Source organism: Bacillus sp. FSL R7-0646, assembly GCF_037969865.1.
GTDB classification, from domain to species: Bacteria; Bacillota; Bacilli; order Bacillales; family Bacillaceae; genus Bacillus; species Bacillus licheniformis.
The window spans coordinates 431627-448332 of record NZ_CP150217.1; the positions used below are offsets into that span (position 1 = coordinate 431627).

14 protein-coding genes are annotated in these 16706 nt (G+C 46.4%); 7 read left to right on the forward strand and 7 right to left on the reverse strand.

Features of this window, described 5'->3' with window-relative positions; all coding sequences use genetic code 11:
- Nucleotides 1–58: 58 nt before the first annotated feature.
- The 5 genes from MKY62_RS02190 to MKY62_RS02210 are packed head-to-tail and all read right to left on the reverse strand — an operon-like array spanning nt 59 to nt 3560.
- The gene (locus tag MKY62_RS02190) at nt 59–862 is read right to left on the reverse strand and encodes a hypothetical protein (RefSeq protein WP_003178889.1); all 804 of its coding nucleotides are present in this window, start codon (nt 860–862) and stop codon (nt 59–61) included.
- 25 nt (nt 863–887) lie between these two features.
- On the reverse strand, nt 888–1229 hold the full coding sequence (locus MKY62_RS02195) for a hypothetical protein (protein ID WP_003178890.1): 342 nt from the start codon (nt 1227–1229) through the stop codon (nt 888–890).
- A 12-nt stretch (nt 1230–1241) separates the two neighbouring features.
- Nucleotides 1242–2867, reverse strand: a complete 1626-nt coding sequence (locus MKY62_RS02200; RefSeq protein ID WP_003178891.1) for an LXG domain-containing protein — start codon at nt 2865–2867, stop codon at nt 1242–1244.
- 17 nt (nt 2868–2884) lie between these two features.
- Nucleotides 2885–3163: a YwqI/YxiC family protein gene (locus tag MKY62_RS02205; protein ID WP_003178892.1), complete on the reverse strand. Its 279-nt coding sequence runs from the start codon at nt 3161–3163 to the stop codon at nt 2885–2887.
- Between the two features lie 13 nt (nt 3164–3176).
- On the reverse strand, nt 3177–3560 hold the full coding sequence (locus MKY62_RS02210; RefSeq protein WP_003178893.1) for a DUF5082 family protein: 384 nt from the start codon (nt 3558–3560) through the stop codon (nt 3177–3179).
- A gap of 501 nt (nt 3561–4061) precedes the next feature.
- On the opposite strand from MKY62_RS02210, the gene MKY62_RS02215 reads away from it, so the two are divergent.
- The 6 genes from MKY62_RS02215 to mmsB all read left to right on the forward strand — a co-directional run bounded on the left by MKY62_RS02215 (nt 4062) and on the right by mmsB (nt 11971).
- Nucleotides 4062–5054 carry a substrate-binding domain-containing protein gene (locus tag MKY62_RS02215; RefSeq protein ID WP_003178894.1) on the forward strand — a complete coding sequence of 331 codons (993 nt, stop codon included), beginning with the start codon at nt 4062–4064 and terminating at the stop codon, nt 5052–5054.
- Complete coding sequence (locus MKY62_RS02220) at nt 5041–6810, forward strand: sensor histidine kinase (RefSeq protein WP_011197539.1); 1770 nt, start codon at nt 5041–5043, stop codon at nt 6808–6810. The genes MKY62_RS02215 and MKY62_RS02220 overlap by 14 nt, the downstream gene beginning before the upstream one ends.
- The gene (locus MKY62_RS02225) at nt 6803–8005 is read left to right on the forward strand and encodes a response regulator (protein WP_003178896.1); all 1203 of its coding nucleotides are present in this window, start codon (nt 6803–6805) and stop codon (nt 8003–8005) included. The genes MKY62_RS02220 and MKY62_RS02225 overlap by 8 nt, the downstream gene beginning before the upstream one ends.
- Nucleotides 8006–8132: 127 nt before the next feature.
- Nucleotides 8133–9212, forward strand: coding sequence for a multiple monosaccharide ABC transporter substrate-binding protein (chvE, locus tag MKY62_RS02230; protein ID WP_003178897.1), 1080 nt, complete (start codon nt 8133–8135; stop codon nt 9210–9212).
- 4 nt (nt 9213–9216) lie between these two features.
- Entirely contained in the window at nt 9217–10785 is a 1569-nt protein-coding gene (gene mmsA / locus MKY62_RS02235; RefSeq protein WP_003178898.1) for a multiple monosaccharide ABC transporter ATP-binding protein, read from the forward strand.
- A complete protein-coding gene (gene mmsB / locus MKY62_RS02240; protein WP_003178900.1) occupies nt 10760–11971 on the forward strand; it encodes a multiple monosaccharide ABC transporter permease in 1212 nt (403 codons plus the stop codon). Before mmsA ends, mmsB begins: the two co-directional genes overlap by 26 nt.
- Nucleotides 11972–12017: 46 nt before the next feature.
- Here the strand turns inward: mmsB and MKY62_RS02245 are convergent, their stop codons facing one another.
- Together MKY62_RS02245 and MKY62_RS02250 are read right to left on the reverse strand one after the other, a co-directional pair.
- Nucleotides 12018–13286, reverse strand: a complete 1269-nt coding sequence (locus tag MKY62_RS02245) for an MFS transporter (RefSeq protein WP_003178902.1) — start codon at nt 13284–13286, stop codon at nt 12018–12020.
- A gap of 15 nt (nt 13287–13301) precedes the next feature.
- On the reverse strand, nt 13302–14219 hold the full coding sequence (locus tag MKY62_RS02250) for a helix-turn-helix domain-containing GNAT family N-acetyltransferase (RefSeq protein ID WP_009330195.1): 918 nt from the start codon (nt 14217–14219) through the stop codon (nt 13302–13304).
- Between the two features lie 279 nt (nt 14220–14498).
- On the opposite strand from MKY62_RS02250, the gene MKY62_RS02255 reads away from it, so the two are divergent.
- Entirely contained in the window at nt 14499–16571 is a 2073-nt protein-coding gene (locus tag MKY62_RS02255) for a beta-galactosidase (RefSeq protein ID WP_003178905.1), read from the forward strand.
- Nucleotides 16572–16706: the final 135 nt, after the last annotated feature.

Genomic DNA, 16706 nt, shown 5'->3' on the forward strand with positions numbered 1-16706 from the left:
AAGAGAAAGCATCCCGATGTGAGATGCTTTGAAATGTATTTATTCTCGCATTGCGGCATTATGTATTTTGAAAAGATACTGTATACTCAAGCCCTTTTAATAATTCGTTCCATTGCTCAAGTGTCCTTAATGAAATATGTACAGGTTTTTCATTGTGTTCATCATACTGAGCAACCCAAACGCCACGGGCAGATGGAATAAAAAAGACGATATTTTGCAAGAAAGGTCCATCGTTTAAGCTAGGGATGTAAAAATGTGAGATGTTGTTTAGCGACCATTGGTTTGCTTCAAGATCGGCTATCAATTGATTAAAGCTATGTTCTTCCTCAGGTGAAAAAGAACTTTTCTTCCGAACCTTTTCTGTCATGTCTTTATTACTCAGCCAGTCAAAGCATTTATCTGAAAGACGAAATTTTAAAGGAATATGTTCCTCATCAGTTGAAAAGTGGTAATAGTCTTTCATCAGCTGGGCAATTTCCTGCTCGTCGACATACGCAAATTCATGGATGATATCGCGGTCAATCATATGGAAAAGCCATGTTTCATTTTCAAAATGGTGAAGCATTAAAGTGTTTTTATTGTCAAGGTTGGAACAGCGGATCATTTGTTCTGAATTCACATAGGAAACGATGAATTTCTGCATTTCTTCGCTTAAAGGATTTTCGTCTTTTGAACTTTTTTCTTCGTCCCAGTATTGTTTTAAAATGAGCTGGTTGACAGTTGCCTCTAAGATTGCATCCCATTCTTTTTTTGATTTTTTTCCTAACGATGATTCAAGAATTCCTTTTGCAACACCAGGATAGTCACATAACCCTACTAAAAGCGCTAGTTCTTCTGATGTACATGTGATGAGGTGTTTCATTGTTTTCACATCCTTGATTATAAACTTAAACCTTGAAAATGAAGTGAAGGATAAATGATAAAATATAGAAAATGATGATACTTAAAATACCGCTCCCCAGAAGGTAAAGGGCATAATAAAATTTTCTTAGGAACAAGTTATATCTATATAGTCGTTTATATGTAAAATAACTTGCACCAAAAATCAATGCAAAACCGAAATTAACAGTTTTTTTAAATATATTTGAGGGGGGTCTGAAAGTCCCCTGCTCATAATAATTCATAGTTATATACCCAAGAAATAAAGTGCAAAGTCCAAATACAAATTGAGAACTTAAAATAGCAGCAATCAAATATTCAGCATATTCAACAAATACTTTCGGCGTCATAATGCCTCCTATCTATTTAAACCAACTTTTCACAGACTCAAAACTGTTTTTAATTCCTTTTTCAATAGAACCAGCAACTTTTTCACCAGCATCCTTAATTGCATCACCGTATGAAGAGCTAGCAATTGCTCCAGCTACTCCGCCTATCGCTCCACCAACAATCACTCCCACAGGACCGCCGACGCTTCCTATTGTTGCTCCAATTTCAACACCTGTAGAAACAGCAAAAATGTCTGTACCAACACCTGCTGCGAAACGTCCTGTTTTTTCTGCAAAACTTTTGTCCGAGTTCTCGGGATCGGTATATTCTGTAAGGTTAGAAGCGAAAGTAACTGCGGTACCAACAATAGGGACTCCTCTTTCTAATGCAGTAAACCCTTTTGCCTTGGCTGTGGACTCCATTATATCAACCGCACCCGCTTTTGTCCTCAGGGCAGCTCTCTTGCGAAATTCTTTCCCATCTATAAAACTATGTTGATTTTTAGGGAACCCCACAGCATGTTTAAACATCATGGATGGACTATCATAAGAAGCGACAAATTTTTGCGCTTTTTTAAGTAATGGGTTGCTTGGATTCGAGTCAGAGATGTTTTTAATGGTTCTCGCAACTTTCGAACTGTGATCTCCTTGAGAAGTCCAAGAACGATGTGACATGACCTGAAATTTATATTCCCCTTTAAATCGCTGCCACTTCGTCGGTTTTCCTCCTTGATAATAAATTTTTAATTTTCGCGTCCACGCGATTGATGCTGTTGCGTTGGCTGCGTGATACCCTAATAAGGCTTTATCACCGACATCTAATGGTTCTCCGAATGTTTCGAAGTAACTAAGAATTTCGTGTGCTATATTTGTTTTTTCTTTATCCTGTGTATCAGGATTCGTTAACGTTTCTGCCGCTTTTTCTTCTAATCGCCCAAGCATCTTTTCCATCGGTGTTTCGCCGGGGTTTTGCAGGTCGTTTTGCAGGCCGCCGGGAGCTTGACTGATTGTTGAGTCATTTTGCGGTTTTAAAATTGAACCGCTTTTATATTCCGATATTTCAATCTTCGGCCCCGTATACATTTTCTCCAGCTGCTGGATGTATTGCTTCATCGTATCGAGGTCTTCTCTCGCCGCTTTCAGCGCATTTGTCTGTTCGCGGTCGAAGGTGTGGAGCTTTTCGAGCGTCTCGCTGATTTGTCTTTGCGCTTTTTTTGCGTTTTCGTTGACGGCTGAATCGTCTAGGTCGGGCAGGTCGACGATGTGGCTGACAGTGGCCATCGTCTGGTTGGCTTTTGACGTCAATCTGCCAGTCAGCGATTCGGCTTGACTGACGCCGTCATGGAGTTCGTTCTCAAGAAAGCTTTGCGAGATAAAGCCGTTTTGGTTCGGTTCAAGGGAATGAAGCGCACTTTTCGTCTTTTCTAAAAGTCCTTTATAGTCGGAAATAAAAGATTCATAAAAAAGAAGAAAAGTGGTGTGGCATTCTTCGTAGAACGAGCGGATCGCTTCACCGCCCGCGCCTTTTAAGGCGTCGTCAAGGGAGGTGAGGCCTTTGATGCTTTGTTTGACTTTTGAAATCTCGTCAGTCTGGTTTTTTAATTCGGTCAGCGTTTTGTCTAGGCCGGTTTGAAAAGCCTGAACATCTAGAGTTTTCAATGCGTAGTCCCTTCCTTCTACTTGGCTTTGATCGATGACGACAGCTTTTTGTCGGCGTCTTTTATGGCGTTGACAGCCTGCTCGGTTTGCGCAATTTGTTTAGCGAGAGCCGATGCGTATGCTTTTGTCAGGCTTTTCAAATCTTTGTTCATGCTTTCGATTTTTTTGACGACGTCAAGGTTGTTTTTGCCGCTGATATCTGTCTGCACGTTCGGCTTCACGGCTTGGGCTGAATGCTTCAGTTTTGAGAGCGCCTGTTTGACTTCGCCCGTTTTGACTTTGATTTCTTGACCCATCGTAATCACTCCTTTAGCGGCGGGCTTCTCTTTCTTCTTTTTCCAGTTTTTCGATTTTCGTTTTTAATGAGCTGATATCCTTACCTAGCGAATCAATATCATCATTTAAAGAAGAGATTTTCTCCTTTAATTGTTTAAACACTTCATTTAGCTGCTTTCCGCAAATATCATTATATGCCGTTTTCATGTCGCTTCTGACGTTTTTAAAAGAATCAGCCAGGCTGCCCTGCCATGTCGTCGGCGACAGTTCGGGCTTTTTGATACTGTCTTTTGAATCGTCAAATTCCTTTTTATCTGCTTCTAATTCAGTTTGGCAATTTTTCAGTTGTTCGAGCTGTTGTTTTTTGATGAGAAGTGTACCTTGCAGCCCGTATAAAACTGTTTTTTCCCAGATCATGTTACTGCCACCTCCCGGAAAATTTGATTCAAATGACCTGTTGGGTTCCGTTCATTAAAGGACCTTATTAATGTTACAACATGGTATAAATGAGTTGAATGGGAAAAATGTACCGTGAACAAAGAATCTAGTTGAGCGGTGGAGCAGGGGATTCCTTATTATGACTGCGATTTTGCACATTTCTCCATTTTCCTGCAAGGTCAAAAGACATAGTTCTTAAGTTTTGGATTTTTGGTGTGTTTATTTTTTGTTTCACAAACTTTAAGGTAATTTTAAGAAAGAGGCGATCTTGCCAACCCTAAACAGGGTTTTTCGAACAGAATGTCAAATAGATTAGATATTTCATAAGAACAAGGGGGAATTGTCTGTTTGTGATGAATAAAGGAGGACGGGCGGAATTTCTGTCAGGATGCTCAGCTGGGTTCTTAGAAAAAAATGCGGCTAAATATATATTTATAGATTGTAAACGCTGTCTTGTCCTCGACCAACAGGGGGATGAAGATGAAGAAGCTGTTAGTTGTTTATGCCGTGATGCTCTGTTTGTTTTTTCTGTATGTCTACGACTACTCCCGGGGCGATAAAGCCGGTTCTGCAGAAGAAAGCAGGAGGCCTGCGGCCGCAGGCAGTCTGTCCGAAAAATACGTGATGGTCACGTTTCAATCGGGAATCGAATATTGGAAGAGCGGTCTGAAAGGCTTTGAGGATGCCGCGCAGCTTTTCAACGTCTCTGTCGAGTATCGGGGGGCGGCCCATTATGATGTCCATGAGCAAACGACCGTCCTCGAGCAGGTGATTGCAAAAAAACCGGCGGGAATCGCTGTTTCGGCAATAAACCCAAAAGCTTTAAACCCTGTCATCGACAAGGCGCACGAGCAGGGTATTCCGATCGTTTTATTTGATTCAGACGCCCCGCTCAGCAAAGCTTCTACATATATCGGCACAAATAATATGGAAGCGGGTGCTGTGGCCGCAAGGCGAATGGCCGAATTTTTGAATGGAAAGGGAGAAACCGCGGTCATTACCCAGCCGCAGCAGTACAATCATCAGGAAAGGACGAAGGGCTTTGAACAAACGATCAAGCAAAAATACCCGAACATGAAGGTTGCCGCGGTTTTGGACGGAAAAGGGGATGAGCTGACGTCGAAAAAAGAAGCGGCGAAGATTTTGGAGGAAAATCCGTCCATCAAAGGAATTTTCACGACTGAAGCCAATGGAGCGAGCGGCGTGGCCCGTGCTGTGAAGGAGGCGGGACTTGAAGGGGAAGTATGTATCATCGGCTTTGATAAAGACAAGAAAACGCTGGACGGCATCAAAAACGGATCGATTTCCGCGACAATGAGCCAGGACACATGGCAAATGGGCTATTGGTCGCTGCACATGCTGTTTTTCTCAAATCACCATCTGAAGCATGAACGCCCGCTTCCGGCCGCAATCGACACAGGCATTACCATCATAACGAAAGAAAATGTGGCAGCCTATTATGCGAATGATTAAACGTTTGATCAATAATGCGCCGATCCGTCATAAGCTGATCAGCCTTCTCTTGTTAATCAGCATGCTGCCGACGATCGGCCTGGGCATTTTATCGGGATGGGCCGTTGAAAATATTATTGAAAAACAGGTGATCGACCAAACACTGCAGCTGATCGGCGAAGTGAACAAGACGGCTGAAGTGTATGTCAGCCACATGCAGAACCTGACATATTTAATATCAATGAATGAAGAAATGGAAGCGTTTTTTAGTCATAAAAAGGAGGATGGAGAGGCGGATTATAAGCGAAGGACGTTTTTGCAGGGCCTGACTTCTTTATATTCCGAAGCAGCGGGTATTCTCGTTGTCAATGATAAGGGTGAGATGATCAGCAATGAGATGTATGAACGCACGCCGACAGATTTGACAAAAGAACCATGGTATCAGGCGGCTCTCGACAATGAAGGGATTTTCAAGATGATCGGGAAGCCTGTCAACCGGAATATCAGAAGCCATGTGCACTATAGGGAAGATGAGGTCGTTTCCGCCGTCAGAGCTGTTATCGATCCTGAAACACAGCATGTGAAAGGCGTTGTACTCATCGATTTGAAGCTGCGCGTCCTCGCAGAAGCGACAAAAAATATCCGCTTGGGGAAAACGGGTTATTTGATGATCATGGATGAAAATGGCGGCAATATTTATTCGCCGGAGACTTCGAATCTATTTCTGCCGAAAAAGTGGTTCCGTCAAGAACGTTCTGGATATTTTTCGAAGCGGATCAAGGGAGAGGAATATCAGTTCATTTATGAGACGTCTTCCTTTACGAACTGGACGACGGTCGGCGTTTTTAAAGCGGGTGAACCGGTTTTCGAAGTGAAGGAAATCCACTTGTATGTGCTTTTGTTTTTATTGACGGCGGCGTTTCTCGGAATGTCAGCTTCCTATTATTTGTCCCATTCCATGTCGCGGCCGATTTTGAAGCTGAATGCTGTCATGAAAACGGCGGAAAGCGGGAATTTTTCAACATTGTATCAGGAGGAAAGGGAAGATGAAATCGGCCTTTTGGGAAAAAGCTTCAATCGCCTGATGTTCAGAATCCGCGAGCTGATGTCCGTTACAGAAAGACAGGAGCGCCAAAAAAGAGAAGCCGAATTAAGAGCGCTGCAGGCGCAGATCAACCCTCACTTTCTCTACAATACGCTGGATACAATCAATTGGATGGCAAGGAAAAAAGGAGCGGAAGAGGTCAGCGATCTCGTGCAGGCTTTATCCAAGCTGTTCCGCATTTCCTTGAGCAAAGGGAAAGATATCATCCCGCTGTCTGATGAATTTGAACATGTTGAAAACTATTTGAAAATCCAAAAAGCGAGATACCGCGATAAATTAAACTACTCAATCGAAATGACCGGGCTTTGTGATGACCGCCTGATTTTGAAGCTCGTTCTTCAGCCTATCGTCGAAAATGCGATCTATCACGGAATTAAAGAAAAAAAGGGGCCGGGGCATATTGCGATCAAAGGCATGGAGGAGGATGGCTCGCTAATCATCAAAATCGAGGATGACGGAGCCGGAATGGATGAAGAGACGCTAAAGCAAATAACGGATCAATTCAAACACAGGGACGATACAGCGGGCTACGGCATGATCAACGTCCATGAACGGATCGCTCTTACATTTGGCGAGCCGTACGGTATAACGGTTGAAAGTCGGAAAGGAGCCGGAACCGCCGTCACGATACGGCTACCAATTTTAGCAAAAGGGGGAACAAGCCTTGAGTGAATGTTGGCGCGTACTGATTGCCGATGATGAACCGTGGATTCGGGAAGGAATACGGGATGCCGTCTCTTGGGAGCGCTATCAAATGTCGGTGTCGGCTGAAGCGGAGAATGGCGAGGAGGCTTTTGAGCTCGCTCTCAAACACGGTATCGACTTATTGATTGTCGACTTGAATATGCCGATCGTAAACGGAATTGCCTTGATGAAAAAGCTCCGCGGCGCCTTGCCCCAGTGCCGCTTTGTCATCGTGACGGGCTACGATCAGTTTGCATACGCGCAAGAAGCGATCCGGCTGAATGTTGATGATTATTTGTTAAAGCCGGTCGATCCCGCTCATCTGGAACAAGTGCTCAAAAAGATCAGCGTGTCGCTTGCAGCTGAGAAAAAGAAGCTGAGCGAGCAAAAGCTTGCTGAGCAGCATATTCAACAAAACCTCGGCCTTCTGAAGGAGCATGTTTTCAGAAGCTGGATCGAAAACCGGGCAGACGAAGAAGACGTTTACCGGCAGCTCGAATGCCTCCGTCTGCCGGCGCGCAATCCTGAAACGCTCGGCGTCATCGCGGCTGGACATGTATGGAACAAACCGTCTGAAGCCGACAATCTGAAAGAAAAAGTAGAACGTTTTTTTATTAACGAGCGAGATAAAGCCGTATTTTTCGACGGAGACCGCCTGATCGCCGCCTGTCTGTGGCGTTCTGTTACGGAAGCCGAACAGCGGGCGCTTGCAGAGATGATCAAAGCCGAATTGCAGGCAAGCGCAGCCGTCTGTTTTGCGAAGCTTGCTGAAAACGGCCGCTCAGCCCCGCAATGCTATCAGCACTGCAGGCAGCAAGTGTCGAAAGCATTCAATATCTCGCCGGTTGTCATAAGGGCCAAGGAGTATATGCAAAAGCATTTCACTGAAAGGGAGTTTTCTTTAAAACAGATGGCGGATGCGCTTCAAGTCTCGTCCGTCTATTTGAGCAGAATGATGAAGAAGGAGCTCGGCGTGACATTTGTTCAGCTTTTGACGGAGATGCGCATGGATCAAGCGGTTCACCTGTTAGAGACAACCCCTCTTTCAATTCATGACATTGCCGAACAAACGGGCTATGATACACAGCACTATTTCAGCACTGTATTTAAAAAGACGATGGGTGTATCCCCCAATCAGTACCGCCGCATGTCGGGAATTGAAAGAACAGGAGGAAAATTGTAATGTAAGCGCTTCAAAAAAGTCTGATTTTTATAAAAATAGTTAATTAATTCAAAAGACGGACATTCGAAAGACATGGTACAGTTGGCATGATTCATGATGGGAGAAATCAAAAAGGGGGATACCAAGCATGAAAAAATGCTGGCTGTTGATCACTGCAATGCTTTTCTGTCTCATCGTTACCGCTTGTTCGGGGAATCAGGCAAGCGGAGGGGGAGACAAAGGCTACGTCGGAATCTCAATGCCGACAAAGTCATCGGAACGCTGGGTGTATGACGGGAAATACATGGTGAAAGAGTTTGAAAAGCTCGGTTATAAAACGGATCTGCAGTATGCGGAAGATGTCGTTGAAAACCAAGTTTCACAAATCGAAAATATGATTACAAAGGGCGTCAATGTGCTTGTCATTGCTTCGATTGACGGAGAAGCGCTGACCGACGTCCTAGAGAAAGCAAACAAGCAGGATATTAAAGTCATTTCTTATGACCGGCTGCTCATGAACAGCAAACATGTCGACTATTATGCGACATTTGACAATCATAAAGTCGGGGAACTTCAAGGGAAATATATTGAAGAAAAGCTTGGCTTAAAAGACAAAAAAGGGCCGTTCAACATCGAATTGTTCGCGGGATCGCCCGACGACAACAACGCGCATTTCTTTTTTGACGGCGCCATGTCTGTTTTGAAGCCTTATATCGATTCGGGCAAATTAAAGGTGTTGAGCGGCCAGACTTCATTTGAGCAAGGGGCGACGCTCAGGTGGGACGGCGCAACCGCACAATCCCGGATGGACAATTTGCTGAGTGCGCATTATACAAAGGCGAAGCTTGATGCGGTGCTTTCACCGTATGACGGAATCAGCATCGGAATCATTTCATCCTTAAAAGGTGCGGGCTACGGCTCGGACAAGAAGCCGCTGCCGGTTATTACGGGACAGGATGCAGAGCTTGCTTCCGTGAATTCGATCATTAAAGGGGAGCAGACCTCAACCATTTTCAAAGATACGAGAGAGCTGGCGAAAAAAGCCGTTGAGATGGCGTCATCCGTCTTAAAAGGCGAAAAAGCGGAAGTCAATGACACAAAGACGTATGACAACGGAGAGAAGGTCGTTCCATCATACCTGCTTGAACCGGTCGTCGTCGACAAAGAGAACTACAAAAAAGTGCTCGTTGACGGCGGTTACTATAAAGAATCGGAATTAGGGAAGTGATCCGATGTCCGATTGCATTTTAGAGATGAGAGGCATCACGAAGGAGTTTCCCGGCGTCAAAGCGCTCGACAATGTCCACCTTCGCGTTAAAGCGGGCGAAATCCATGCCCTCTGCGGGGAAAACGGGGCGGGCAAGTCGACTTTGATGAAGGTGCTGAGCGGCGTCTATCCGTACGGTGCGTATACGGGCGACATTTTATATAAAGGGGAAGTATGCCAATTCAAAAATATTAAGCAAAGCGAGGAAGCGGGGATCGTCATCATCCACCAGGAGCTGGCGCTCGTCCCCCAGCTTTCCATTGCGGAAAATCTTTTTTTGGGCAATGAACAGGCCAGCCGCGGCGTCATCAATTGGCGAAAGACAAAGCTGGAAACGCTCGAATTAATGAAAAAAGTCGGGCTTCAAGAATCTCCGGATACGCTTGTTTCCCAAATCGGCGTCGGAAAGCAGCAGCTTGTTGAAATCGCCAAAGCTTTGGCAAAAAAAGTGCAGCTCTTGATTTTGGATGAACCGACGGCGGCTTTAAATGAAGCTGACAGCGAGAATCTGCTGCAGCTCTTGCTCGAACTGAAAAAACAGGGAATCTCTTCGATTATGATTTCCCATAAATTAAATGAAGTTACGAAAGTCGCAGATTCGATTACCGTGCTCCGGGACGGACAGACGATCGAAACGCTTGATGTTCAAAGCGGGCAATTGACTGAAAACCGGATCATCAGAGGCATGGTCGGCAGGGAGCTGCAAAACCGCTACCCTGACAGAAGCGCCGAGATCGGCGACGTCATCTTTGAAGTGAAGGATTGGACAGTTCACCATCCTCTTCAACAGGACCGCAAAGTGGTAAACATGGCGGCGTTTTCCGTGAAAAGAGGCGAGATCGCAGGAATTGCCGGACTGATGGGCTCCGGAAGGACGGAGCTGGCGATGAGCATTTTTGGAAGATCATATGGGAAAAACATTTCCGGCACAATCGAAAAAGACGGGCGGGAGCTTTACATCAACCACCCTGAAGATGCCATTAAAAACGGCATCGTCTATGTGACGGAGGACAGGAAAGGAAACGGTTTGATTCTGAAGGACAGCATTAAAGAAAACATTACGCTGTCGAAACTGGATAAGGTGTCGAGCCGATTGGTGATGGACGAGCGGCGCGAACAACATGAAGCGGAGGATTTTCGCCGGAAATTAAACATCAAGACGCCCGATATCAGCCAGCGGACCGGAAATTTAAGCGGAGGCAACCAGCAGAAGGTCATGCTGAGCAAGTGGATTTTCGCGGAGCCTGACGTTTTAATCCTGGATGAACCGACGCGCGGCATCGATGTCGGCGCCAAATACGAAATCTACGGCGTCATCAATCAGCTTGCCGAAGCGGGTAAAGCGGTTATCATGATCTCTTCGGAGCTTCCCGAGCTGCTGGGGATGTGCGACAGAATCTATACGATGTGTGAGGGGGAAATCACCGCCGAATTTTCCAAAGAAGAAGCCGATCAGGAGAAGCTGATGAAATATATGACCATCCGCATGAAGAGAGGGGGAGAAGCGTATGCAGACACCGGTGCAAACGGATAAAGACCGCGCTCAGCCCGGCTACTTTCAGCTGTTTCGCGATATGTATAAGCAGAATATCCGGAAATACAGCATGGTCATTGCGCTCGTGTTTATTATGCTGCTGTTTCAAATATTGACAGACGGAATTTTGCTGAGACCGCTGAACATTACGAACCTGATTTTGCAAAACAGCTACATTCTCATTTTAGCGATTGGGATGATGCTCGTCATCATCACGGGACACATTGATCTATCAGTCGGTTCAGTCGCCGCTTTTGTCGGCGCCGTCTCCGCGATGATGATCATTGAAAACGATATGCCGCTGTTTGCGGCGGTCGTCCTGTCGTTGCTTCTGGGAGCGGCAATCGGCGCCTGGCAGGGTTTTTGGATCGCTTATGTCAAGATTCCGGCCTTCATCGTGACGCTGGCGGGAATGCTTTTGTTCAGAGGGCTCACGATGATCGTGCTGGAGGGGAAATCGATCGCTCCGTTTCCTGTGTCCTTCCAAAAAATGGCGTCCGGTTTTATTCCGGACTGGCTGAACGGAGGCACGTTCCATTTGACGACGATTGTCGCCGGAGCGGGTGTGTCGATTCTTTATCTCGTATATCAGCTTCAGCAGAGAAACATGCAGAAGAAATTCCAATTTGACTTGCAGGGAAAAGGTCTGTTTACAGTTAAGGTGTTTTTTATCATCGCCATTATCAACCTTTTTACCTACATTCTCGCGACTTATGAAGGTATACCTCTCATTTTGATCACATTGTTCGTCTTAATCGCCGGGTATACATTCGTTATGAAAAAAACCGTCATCGGGCGGAGAATCTACGCGATCGGCGGCAATGAAAAAGCAGCCGAGCTTTCAGGAATCAAAACAAAACGGCTCACCTTTATGGTCTTCGTCAATATGGGCGTCTTAGCAGCCCTTTCAGGCTTGATTTTTGCCGCCCGTCTAAACGCGGCCACTCCGAAAGCAGGAAACCTGTTTGAACTTGACGCCATTGCGGCCTGCTTCATCGGCGGGGCTTCGGCTTACGGCGGTATCGGCACGATCGGCGGGGCCATCATCGGCGGTCTTGTCATGGGAGTCATGAACAACGGTATGTCGCTGCTCGGCCTGGGCATCGACTGGCAGCAGGCGATAAAAGGCCTCGTCCTTCTGATTGCCGTTGCATTTGATATTTACAATAAGAATAAAACTTCTTAATTCATAAGAAAAACCTGTTTTTGAACTTCAAAAACAGGTTTTTTCATTATTTCTGGACGGAACGCCCTTCCTGATTCAGTGTTGGATTTATTTTTTTAGGTTCCGGCAGCAGGATGTTCAAAATGCTTGCTACCGCCAAAATAACGATTGAAAGGTAGAAAGACAGGTTATAGTTGCCTGTTTGGCTGTACCAGACGCCCGGCAAATAAGCCCCGAGCGCCGAACCGATCTGGTGGCTGAGGAATAGCCAGCCGAGAATGAACCCGACGGAATACTGCCTGAAATACTGGGTTGCCAGCATTTGCGTCGGGGCGACGGTCGCAAAGTCGACCAAACCGAACAAAACCGCGAAGCAAAGCAGGAGCATCGAGTTGTGGCTCGACAACAGAATGACAAGCGACAGCGCCCTTACGGCATATAAAAAGCACAAAATTTTCCGGCTGCTCCAGCGGTCAGCGACGACGCCGGAAATCAAAATGCCGATGATGTTAAACCCGGCCAGCAGGCTGACAGCGGCGCTTGTTACTTCGGTCGAAAACCCGTGGTCATGCGAAAAAGGGATAAGATGGGTATCCATTAACCCCGTTGTTGTAAATCCGCAAATGAAAAACGGCAAGACGAGGAACCAAAACGTTCTTTTGAGAAAAACGGCTTTGTATGGAATCTTTTTCGGCTGGGCGTCCGGCTCTTCTTTTATCTCGCCGCCCTGAGCGCCGCCGATCGGCTGTACATTCTTTTCCGAAGGATGGTTCCGCAATAACAAGATGACGATCGGAAATACAATAACGGCTAAAAACAATCCCAGAACAATGACGGTCACTTTCCAGTTAAACCAGTGGATCATCATGAGCGATCCAGGGACAAGCAGCATCTGTCCCGCACCGAATCCCGCTTCCATGATGCCGAATGCAAGCCCGCGCTTCTCATTGAACCAATTGGTCACGATCACGGTCGACGCGACATTCGACGCACCGCCGACGCCGAGAGAAACGATGATGCCATACAAAATAAACAGCTGCCACGGAGAAGTCACGAGATATGTAAAAAAGATGCTCAAGCCGACCAGAAGCGTGCTGAGGGATAAAATGATCCGCGGTCCGAAGCGGTCGACAAGCCTGCCGATCACCGGCTGGGACACGCCATATACAATGAAGCTCAGCATGGAAATAAGCGAAATCGTGCCCCTGTCCATTGAAAATTCCTCTTCCCAAGGCTGAATAAAGGCTCCGAAAGAAAGGCGCACTCCTTGAACGGCCAAAAGCGTCAAAAACGTCACAAAAACGATAATCCAGGCGTAGTGTATTTTCCGTTTCATAGATCCTCCATTTCGTCAGCCTAACTCGGCATCCCAGCGTTCTTCCCGGAGCCGCTGCCCCCATAATAAAGTCTCGTCTTTCACTTCCGTCAGTCTGAATCCGAATTTTTCATACAAAGGCCGTGCTTCGGCCATCGTGCTTACCGTCCATAAAAAAATCCGCTCATACTGATTTTCTTTGCAATAATCGATGAGATGCTCCAAGAGGCGTGTGCCGACTCCCTGGTGCCGAAAAGCGGCGTCGACCAGAAACCATCTGAGCTGCACGGTCCTGCCGGGGTGTTTGACGAGCCCGACACATCCCGCGAATCTTCCGGCGCTCTCTGCGATCCAGATTTTTTCGATCTCGGCGTCGAATGTTTCGTGAAGGTAATCCAAAAATGAATCGTCCCAGCCGTGTGTCTCCGCGTAGAAGGCACGCTGTTTTTCGATCATCAGTTTGATATCGTCCGATATATAGTAATCTCTTATAGAAACGGCCGATTTTTCGGGAGGCAGGTGTTCCGACAATATGCATTCAATTGTATTCATTGCCTCCGTCAGCTTTTCCTGATGGCGGCCGTCGATATGCTTCAGCATGTTTTCGATTTGTTGATTGGCTTTGGCCTCCAGCTTTTTATAAATGGATTCACCGAAGCTGGTTAAGTAGATATAGTGGTTGCGGCTGTCCTCCTCGCTTCTCTTTTTATAGACCATATTTTCTTTTTCAAACCGCTTCAGGATCCGGCTGACATAGCCCCGGTCCAGGCCGAGCGTATCTTGAATCAGTTTGGCTGTACAATCGGCCGTATTGTGAATTTCAAATAATATCCGGGTTTCCGTCAATGAAAAAGGGCTGTCATAAATATGTTCATTCAGAAAACCGAGCACATTTGTATAGAATCTATTGAACTTTCTGAATTTTAATGTTGTAGAATGATTGATTTCCGCCATCTCAAAACCTCTCTCCCTGTAAATCGTTGCTTTAATCAATTATAATAAAATAGTTGATTTAGTCAAGTGTATGGAAATAAAGTTAAAAATGTTAATGATAGATTATATTTTACAAATAAAGAAAGATAAATTCAATCATACAGGAAAATTCATCCACCAGGCAGGAAAGAAGGAAGAAAACAGAGTATATAATCTAACAACCTGTTTTTGAAAGCGTTTTTAGTGTCATGTCCGTCTCCGCGTCATATGAAAACGAGGAAGAAAGGATGAAACTGTAGGATGGTCAAACCGTATCCCCCGATCAGCCGGAAAGTTCCCCGACTATTGCATGGAGCCGATTACAACCCGGATCAATGGCTTAAATATCCGGACGTATTAAAAGAAGATATCCGCCTGATGAAACTGTCCCGCTGCAATGTGATGTCTGTCGGCATTTTCTCCTGGGTTTCGCTCGAGCCTGAAGAAGGAAGATTTACATTTGACTGGCTCGATCAGGTTCTTGATACTTTCAAGGAAAACGGAATTTATGCGTTTTTGGCTACACCGAGCGGTGCCAGACCGGCTTGGATGTCCAAAAAGTATCCAGAGGTGCTGAGAACGGAGCGCAACAGGGTCAGAAACCTTCACGGAAAGCGGCACAATCACTGCTATACGTCGCCTGTCTACCGCCGGAAAACGGCGATCATAAACGGAAAGCTCGCGGAGCGCTATGCGCATCACCCGGCCGTCATCGGCTGGCACATTTCTAATGAATACGGCGGAGAATGCCATTGTGAACTTTGCCAAGACAAGTTCAGAGAGTGGCTGCTGGCGAAATACAAAACGCTGGACCGCCTTAATGATGCATGGTGGACATCGTTTTGGAGCCATACCTATACAGATTGGGACGAGATCGAGTCGCCGGCTCCGCACGGCGAGGATGCCGTTCACGGTCTGAATTTGGACTGGAAGCGTTTTGTCACGGATCAAACGGTTGATTTTTGCCGGCATGAAATCGCCCACGTCCGTTCGTTTAACCCTGATCTGCCTGTGACGACGAATTTTATGGGAACGTATGCCGGATTGAATTATTGGAAGTTTGCCGATTTGCTTGATGTCATCTCGTGGGATTCTTATCCGGCATGGCACAACAGCCGGCAGGAAGACAGCCGGCTTGGAGCCGATATTGCTTTTGTTCATGACATCAATCGCTCTCTTAAAGGCGGCCGGCCGTTCATGCTGATGGAAAGCACGCCGAGCATGACGAACTGGCAGGATGTCAGCAAGCTGAAGCGCCCCGGTATGCATGAATTGTCGTCATTACAGGCAGTCGCTCACGGATCGGACACCGTTCAGTATTTTCAATGGCGGAAAAGCCGCGGGTCAAGCGAAAAATTTCACGGAGCAGTCGTTGATCATGAAGGATCAGAGCATACGCGCGTTTTTCAGGAAGTGAAAAAGCTCGGGGAAAAGCTCGAAAAGCTGGAGGACGTCGCAGGGACGACAGTCGAACCCGAGGCCGCGATTATATTTGACTGGGAGAATCGCTGGGCTTTGGAAGATGCCCAAGGTCCGCGCAATATCGGAATGCATTATGAACGGACCGCCAAATCGTTTTATGAACCGTTTTGGCGGGAAGGCGTACCGGTTGATGTGATTCACATGGAGGCTGATTTCTCCCGCTATAAGCTTTTGGTCGCCCCGATGCTCTACATGCTGAAGGAAGGCACCGCTGAAAGGATTGAACAGTTTGTTCAAAACGGAGGGACATTTGTCGCCACTTATTGGTCGGGCATTGTTGATGAGAATGATCTTACGTTCCTGGGAGGGTTTCCTGGGGGCTTAAGAAAAACGCTCGGCATTTGGTCTGAGGAGATCGATGCTCTTCATGACGGACAGAAAAATACCATTGTAATGGATGAAGAAAACAGGCTCGGATTAAGCGGAAGCTATGAAGCCAGCGAGCTTTGCGATCTGATTCATTTAGAAGGGGCCGAAGCGCTCGCTGCGTACGAGGATGATTTTTACGCGGGCCGGCCGGCGCTGACGGTCAATTTGTTCGGAGACGGGAAGGCCTACTATATCGCTTCAAGGAATGAGGCGGCGTTCCAAGAGGCGTTTATATCCAGGCTCATTGAAGAGTGCGGGATTGCCAAAGTGCTCGATACAGAGCTCCCGAAAGGCGTCACCGCCCAGCTCCGCACAGACGGCCGCCACGATTATATTTTCGTGATGAATTTTACAGCGGAAAGCAGAAGTGTCTCGCTTCCGGAGGAAACATACACGGACGTTTTAAAGGGAACCCAGAAAAAAGGCGCGCTCAAACTGCCACCTTACGGAACGAGCATTTTACGGAGAAGCCATAAGGCCTAGGAAGCCTTACTTTTCAGGCCGACGCTTCGTGCAAAATGCAGCTGCAAGCAGGAAGATGACAGCAGAAGTGTACGCCAATACACCTTGATTAAAAACGCAGAGAAACATGATAAAACCGCCAACATGATAAACACT